The organism is Fulvivirga kasyanovii (assembly GCF_009711405.1).
Lineage (GTDB): Bacteria > Bacteroidota > Bacteroidia > Cytophagales > Cyclobacteriaceae > Fulvivirga > Fulvivirga kasyanovii.
This window is the reverse complement of sequence record NZ_SMLW01000136.1, coordinates 1-1,152: the sequence shown is the minus strand read 5'-3', so window position 1 is coordinate 1,152 and position 1,152 is coordinate 1. Positions and strand designations below refer to the sequence as shown.

The following is a 1,152-nucleotide window of genomic DNA, read 5'->3' as shown; positions in this document are numbered from 1 at the left end:
TTTAGTTGAATATTTTTAAATCCACGCCTCGGGCAGTGAAATTTTTAGCTCCTTAAGCTGTTCCTCCATTTTACATATCGTGTCTGGTTGCAAGACGCGAAATTGGTAGCGGTTGGGGAGCGGTAAAATAGAAAGCATCTTTTCGTATTGTTTCAGCACCTTTTCATACTGCTTTGTACCTGATTTTAGTTCTGGAATCGAGTAGTACAAAAACATTAGCTGAAACCTCAAGCCGGCATCTCTTTGTATGAGTTTCTCTTTCGTATTGAATAAAACTATCGTAGAACCTTCCCTGATTAGATAGGAATCTTTGCAATGGGTTGTGTAGTCATAAATTTTAACCATAATTGTGCTAATTATATGGGTAGTTAACTGGGTCTTTAATAGTGAGCAGATTTACATTTTCTCGATAGGTTTTTAACCTTTCGGTATAACCTAGGAGACTATAGTATAACAGGCGAAATTCCCGCTCATATTCTTTCAGGCTCCCGGCCTTCTCCATGATCCTGGCAAGATCATTCTCATAGATAGATTGGCCGAACTCCATATTAACACCTTCAAATGATTTTACCAGGCCTTCCGTATTATCAATCAAACGTTCCATTTCCTGTAGCAATAGCTTATATTGCTCCTGAGAGTTTTCCCATGTTGTTTTCATAAGCATTTCATTTTAGGGGTCATCGAAGGGAGGTAGCACACCTCCCTTGACGACCCTCAACCTAAACCCACTTTAAGGGGTATCTTCATAAATAAAGCTTCCTTTTATCTTATCGAATACTATTGTCTTCCCTGTACCTCTTAGAACCTTTAGATAGTTGTAAACATGCCTCTTAGAAATACCTAGTTGAGTGGCTAATTCCCTGGCTGTCCCCGTTGATTCTTGTCTTATCAACTCATCCATGTAAAGGATTTTTTTAATTGCATCGTCTAAAGCCAATTTCTTTAAGCATTAAAATGAGCATTCTTCATAAGGAAGTGCGCGGTTACTTGCAATATGTTGGGTGGTGTTTAAATTCTTATCGAAATGAATTTTTGCCAGTGCAATACCCCGACTTCTGTGGATGAAATCCATACTTGTTCTATTCTTAATGCAATCAATTCCCATAGCTGAAAAGATGTCTCCATACCTATGTTCCAACTCTTCATGTGCCA

Annotated in this window: 3 protein-coding genes; all 3 read right to left on the bottom strand. The window is 38.5% G+C overall.

Annotation, left to right across the window (positions count from 1 at the left end):
- Window positions 1-352: 352 nt before the first annotated feature.
- Complete coding sequence (locus tag E1163_RS00355) at window positions 353-658, bottom strand: hypothetical protein (RefSeq protein WP_155168547.1); 306 nt, start codon at window positions 656-658, stop codon at window positions 353-355.
- A 72-nt stretch (window positions 659-730) separates the two neighbouring features.
- Window positions 731-937 carry a helix-turn-helix domain-containing protein gene (locus E1163_RS00350; protein ID WP_155168546.1) on the bottom strand — a complete coding sequence of 69 codons (207 nt, stop codon included), beginning with the start codon at window positions 935-937 and terminating at the stop codon, window positions 731-733.
- Between the two features lie 12 nt (window positions 938-949).
- Window positions 950-1,152, bottom strand: a 203-nt coding sequence (locus E1163_RS30830) for a hypothetical protein (protein WP_221417871.1), incomplete at its 5' end; no start/stop codon positions are given.

Excerpts from the sequence above, each read along its gene's own strand:
- E1163_RS00355 (WP_155168547.1), bottom strand. The coding sequence starts at position 658 with ATGAAAACAACATGGGAAAACTCTCAGGAGCAATATAAGCTATTGCTA.